The sequence below is a fragment of the Lysinibacillus sp. genome, assembly GCF_032093475.1.
Taxonomy (GTDB): domain Bacteria; phylum Bacillota; class Bacilli; order Bacillales_A; family Planococcaceae; genus Lysinibacillus; species Lysinibacillus irui.
Genome location: NZ_DAMDAY010000188.1, coordinates 1 through 5,431, shown reverse-complemented (window position 1 = coordinate 5,431; position 5,431 = coordinate 1). Strand labels below are relative to the sequence as shown.

At 38.6% G+C, this 5,431-nt stretch carries 5 protein-coding genes; 1 reads left to right on the top strand and 4 read right to left on the bottom strand.

The annotated features are described in order from the left end of the window. On the top strand, positions 1 to 842 hold an 842-nt coding region (locus tag RT445_RS22915), incomplete at its 5' end, for a transglutaminase domain-containing protein (protein WP_313471664.1). 28 nt (positions 843 to 870) lie between these two features. Here RT445_RS22915 and RT445_RS22910 read toward each other — a convergent pair. The 4 genes from RT445_RS22910 to RT445_RS22895 form a co-directional block, all read right to left on the bottom strand. Continuing rightward, positions 871 to 1,818 (bottom strand): N-acetylglucosamine kinase, encoded by a 948-nt coding sequence (locus RT445_RS22910; protein ID WP_312507186.1) that lies wholly within the window; start codon positions 1,816 to 1,818, stop codon positions 871 to 873. Further along, complete coding sequence (gene argH / locus RT445_RS22905; protein ID WP_312507187.1) at positions 1,815 to 3,329, bottom strand: argininosuccinate lyase; 1,515 nt, start codon at positions 3,327 to 3,329, stop codon at positions 1,815 to 1,817. The genes RT445_RS22910 and argH overlap by 4 nt, the downstream gene beginning before the upstream one ends. 26 nt (positions 3,330 to 3,355) lie before the next feature. Further along, on the bottom strand, positions 3,356 to 5,077 hold the full coding sequence (locus tag RT445_RS22900) for an ABC transporter permease (protein WP_274795206.1): 1,722 nt from the start codon (positions 5,075 to 5,077) through the stop codon (positions 3,356 to 3,358). Between the two features lie 12 nt (positions 5,078 to 5,089). After that, positions 5,090 to 5,431: TOBE domain-containing protein (locus RT445_RS22895; RefSeq protein WP_313471662.1), on the bottom strand; the 342-nt coding region annotated here is incomplete at its 5' end.

The window sequence follows — 5,431 nt, the reverse complement described above, 5'->3', positions numbered from 1 at the left end:
GATATGAATATGGACGGAATAAGGCTACTGTTTTTGGAGAACAGAGCTATTTAATGACACCAGAGCAGGCAGCATATGTGGAGATGAATGTTCAAGATATTATCGCCAAAATAAGTAAAGATTCGATGACAGAAGTAGAAAAGGTACGAGCTGTCAACGACTATATTGTTGCCAATACTTCTTATACGGATCAAACAAATTCAAGTCCGCATAGTGCTTATACGGTTCTTGCTGAGCATGGAGGGGTATGTCAAGGCTATGCTTTACTCGCACATTCAATGCTTCAAAAACTGGGCATTGAAACGAAATATATCGTAGGTTATGTCGGTCAAGAGGGACATGCGTGGAATTTAGTCAAACTAGATGGTCAATGGTATCATCTCGATACGACATGGAATGATCCAGTACCTGATCGCAAGGGAGCTATACGTTATCAATACTTTTTGGTAGATGATCGCACAATGGCGAAAGATCACTCATGGATAGCTGAAGACTATCCAAAAGCAACTAGTACACTTTATAATAACTATCATGATATGGATTTTTCAGCACAGGTTGGAGATCAGTTATTTTTTAGTAATATCTCTGATAATAATAAGCTATATGTATTTGATATAAAGACCGGTAAGACGAAGCGTGTCACCGATTCTCGCGCACAATACATCGTTTATTCGGATGGTTGGCTCTATTTTAGTAATTATTCACGAGGGGCATATTTAACGAAAATTCGTCCAGATGGCAGTGGGGAGCAGGTATTAAATAGAGAGGAAACGAAAGATTTATTTGTGAAGGATGGCTATCTATATTTTACAACAAATGAATTAAAGAGAATGGCACTCTAATTTTTCGGTATAAGAAAAGGGCAATGACTTATAAACAGTCATAGGCCCTTTTTGTTCGTTCAATCAGATAAGTAATAGGTTGATGCTGACAAAGCGTAATAGAAATTTGAGGATATGTTAAGGCAATTTGTTCTGAAAAGGTTTTTAAAATGAGTGGATTATGCTTAATGGCGCCTCCATTACAATAAAGTGAAAAAGGACCATTCTGATAGCCAATTTTTTTTACCACGGCACTTGCTAGAAGGGCTAGTTCATGAGCAGCTTGTTGCGAAATGTGAATGGCACAAGCATCTTCTTGTTCGACTGCTTTAGCCACAAAGGAGCCCATCTTAGCCAATTGTGCATTAGTATAAGAAGGCTGAAATAACCATTCCGCTAGCTCAGTTATATCTTGGATACCTAAAGAACGATAGACAGCATCTTTTAATAAGGTTGGTTGACCACGCCCATCTTCCATTTTAAATATAGCCCTTACAACCTCTTGCCCTAACCAATAACCACTCCCCTCATCCCCAGCTCGATGTCCCCATCCCCCAGCACGAACAATTTGCTGTCCATCATAGGCATAGGCGATGGCTCCAGTGCCAGCAATGAGTAATGCACCTGCCTGTCCAGCAGTCACACCAAGTAGAGTTGCTTCTGCATCATTTTCAATAATCAGTGTATCAATTTGTAGCTGTGCGGCCGCAAGAGCCTTGTGAACGATTGCCGTTACCGTTTTATGATCTTTAGGAGAATCAATACCAGCTAAAGCAAAGGTTGCTACAGCAATTTGTGAACGGGGGAATTTTTGCAAAAATGTTTTTATATTTGCTAAAAGTCCCTGTAATATTGCTGTAGCGGATTCGACACCAATTGCTTGATAATTAGACCCCTTAGTGGATGTAGAATAAGGAATGTCACCAGATTCCGCATGAACTAATGCACATGCTGTTTTTGTCGCCCCACCATCAACAATCAGAAGCCATTTCTTCATTGATTCCATTCCTCTAGAAATGTTGATAAGATTTTTTCCGCTTCGATAATGCCATTTTCCTTTAAGCGTACCCATTCATAAAGGGTATGAGTATTCATCTTTGAACGTTCTAGAGCTGCTTTCATAGTGGCTGGAGCTGGACCACCTGGTAATGTTCGTACACCAACGAAAGATTCTGGTTTTAATGTCTTATAAAAATCCTCTTCTGTAATAGTTAATTCTTTTCCTGTAATTAATTTAGATTGGGTATTAGCAAGGCCCCACGTAAGGCTTGCTAGCGATTCCTCGCCATGAGCAAGTAAAACTTTTATACATTTACTAACAATACTATGTGCTTGTCGAAACGAGATTCCTTCCGAACGTACTAACGTATCAGCAAGTTCTGTAACATTGGCAAAGCTATTTTCCGCACGACTTCTTAACTTCTTCTTATTGACATCCATTGTGACAACGAGAGAACCAAATAATTTGTAAATACCTAGTAAGCGATCGATGGCACGCCATAAATAAGGCTGCATGTCATCCTCAGTATCGACGATATCTCCGAATGGTGTATTATGTACCATCTGTAATACTGTGCCCGTATCGCCAACAACAGCAGATAGTAATGAGCGTGTATGCTCTATGGAAACAGGATTACGCTTTTGAGGCATAATAGAGCTAATTTGTACATACGGACTCGCTAGAGTAAATGCGTTAAACTCCTGTGTAGCCCATAATAAAAAATCCTGAGATGTACGACCAAGATTTAGCGCAGCAAGCTGTACAATACTTGCAGCTTCTGCAATGTAGTCTGCACCTGCAACAGCATCCCACGCATTTTCGATAATGTCATCAAATGCCAGTAATTCACGCATACGTTCTCTACTAATATTAAAGCCTGTCGTCGTTAAGGCAGCTGCTCCCATACTACTACGATTGACAGTTTTATAGACATGCTGCATTCGCTCAAAGTCACGCTCAAGCTGATCAATAACAGCTTTTAAATAATGGGCAAAGGTTGTAGGCTGAGCCTGCTGAGTATGTGTGTAGCCAATCATGATCGTATCCACATGTTCCTCTGCAGCAGCAATTAAATCATCACGTAATGTTAGTAACTCACGCATTAATAATAATAATTTTTTTCTTAATGTCATTCGATAGATGGCGATGCCCATATCATTCCGACTTCTACCAATGTGAAGATTTCCAGCAACATCACCAGCAAGCTCTATTAATTTATTTTCAATGCGGAAAAATAAATCTTCGTATTGGGGACTGTAATCCTCTAAACGATAATAATTTAAGTCTATTTTTTTTAGAGCCGCCCCAATCTGTTTCGCTTCATCTTTTTTTACAAGTCCTTGTTCTTCTAACATTTTTAAATGTGCAATATTAATTTGTAGCATAATGGATAAAAAATTTTTTTTCGCCTCATCATAAGCTGGCTGTAAGACAATTTTTCGATAGATGTTAGAAGGGAAGATCATCCCATCCTCAAGCTGTGTTTTGTTGCGAAAATCTTCAAACATTGTAATGGCCCCCTAATAGATGGCAGCTAGATGGCTGTACCAGCACTGCCCTTTGATAATTTTTCAGAAATAATAAGGACAACTAAAATTAAGCAAATTTGTAAGACACCATAAGCACAGGCGGTCCCAAATTTAAATGCATATAATTTTTGGAAGATTGCTACAGACAATGGAATAGTGGATGTACTATAAATTAGAATGGATGCAACAAACTCACCGAAGCTTTGTACGAGGGCTAAAAGTGTCCCTGCTAATATACCGGTGAATGTTAAAGGAACGACAATACGTCTAAATGTATACCACCAATTGGCGCCTAAGCCACGAGATGCCTCTTCAATCGATTGATCTAGTTGTACAAGAGAAGCGGATGTCGATCGAAAAACAAGTGGTAAATGTCGAATAAAATAGGCTAATGGTAAAATCCAAAATGTACCGATCAATACTTGATTAAAGCTAAAAATACTTTCGGTACTAAAGGCAGCGATTAAATTGACTGCAACTACTGTCCCTGGTAAAGCCCAAGGCACCATAATCAAAATATCGAGTAATGTTTTTCCTTTAAAATTTAAGCGAACCATCGCATACGCTGCGGCTACACCAAAGATAATATTGCCGATTGTTGCGACGACACCCATTTGTATTGAATTCCAAATAGGTCGCCATGTGCGTTCATCAGTAAAAAGGGCAATATAATGATCAATTGTATAGTCTGTTGGAAGAATTTGTGTCTTCCAAGCACCGTCTACAGAAAAGGATATCAATATCAGAACTAAAATCGGTAAAATTAATATTAATGTGCCAACAAAAGAGGCGATGGTTGCCAAAACTCTTATTTTCTTAGAGGATACCTCTGAACGATGAACACTAATTCCCTTACTGAGATTTTGATAATTTCTCCGATTTTGATACCAACGCATAATGATTAAAAAAGTAATAGATACAAAGGATAAAATCATCGACTGAGTTGCAGCCATCTCAAGATTTCCATTCGTTCGAGATAAATAGATTTGCATCGTCATTGTGCGTTCTACACCAAACATTAATGGAGCAGTATAAGAAGCCATTGAAATCATAAACACTAATAAGGATGAGGCGACAATGGAAGGTGTTAGCATCGGCAAAATAACCTTTGTCCATACGCGAATACGGCCTGCGCCTAAACTTGTTGCAGCCTCTTCTAGAGCAGGATCTAGCCCCTTAATTGCAGCCGAAGCGGTTAAATAAAAGTAGGTATACATCGTGAATGTATGGACGACGATAACTCCCCAAATGCCTTTCAATGAAAATGGTACATGATCTAAACCAAATAAATGCTGAAAGATTCGAGGGAAAATACCACTATCCCCGTACAAGAAAGAAAAGGATAACACACCCACTAGGGGAGGAAGAGCCATAGGAACTAATACTAAAATGGACAGGATCCGTCTACCTGGGAAGTTATAGCGTTCAAGTAAAAAGGCCATCGTTACCCCAACAATTGCGCAGCAAATGACACTAATAATGGAAATGTAGATACTGGTCCATAAAGCCTCTAAGTTTGCAGGGCTAGCTACATTAAAAAACTTCTTATAATGAAAGAGAGCCTCATCACCAGCAAAGCTTTGAATAAACGTTTGATAGAAGGGATAAACCACGTAGGCGAACAACACTAAAAATAGTGGCGCTATTAACACATAGACAAACCAATTGGATTGAAAAATTCGTGTCCAGATACTTTCGTGAGGGGCATTGATAGATTGTTTTTCCATATTGGCTTCCTCCTATTCTCCTAAAAAATATAGTGAGTCATGCGCAATATTGATTGTAATGTCTTCACCGAGCTTTTTTATGTGGTCATAAGAATTGATAATCATTACTTTGAGTGAAAATGCAGTAAAATCCACAATGTAATTCACGCTTATACCTGTAAATTCAACGAAGGTAATTTTCCCTGTTAAGGTGTTATCACCAACACCTAAATGAATAGATTCCGGACGAATTGAAATAAATACTTTGTCTCCAATCATATGCGTTAAAGTTGGAGAGCTTTGTTGCTTTCGCCCAGTAAAAATATGTCCATTGGCTGTTTTCACTTTTATATCTTCGTCATTTATTTCTTGTAT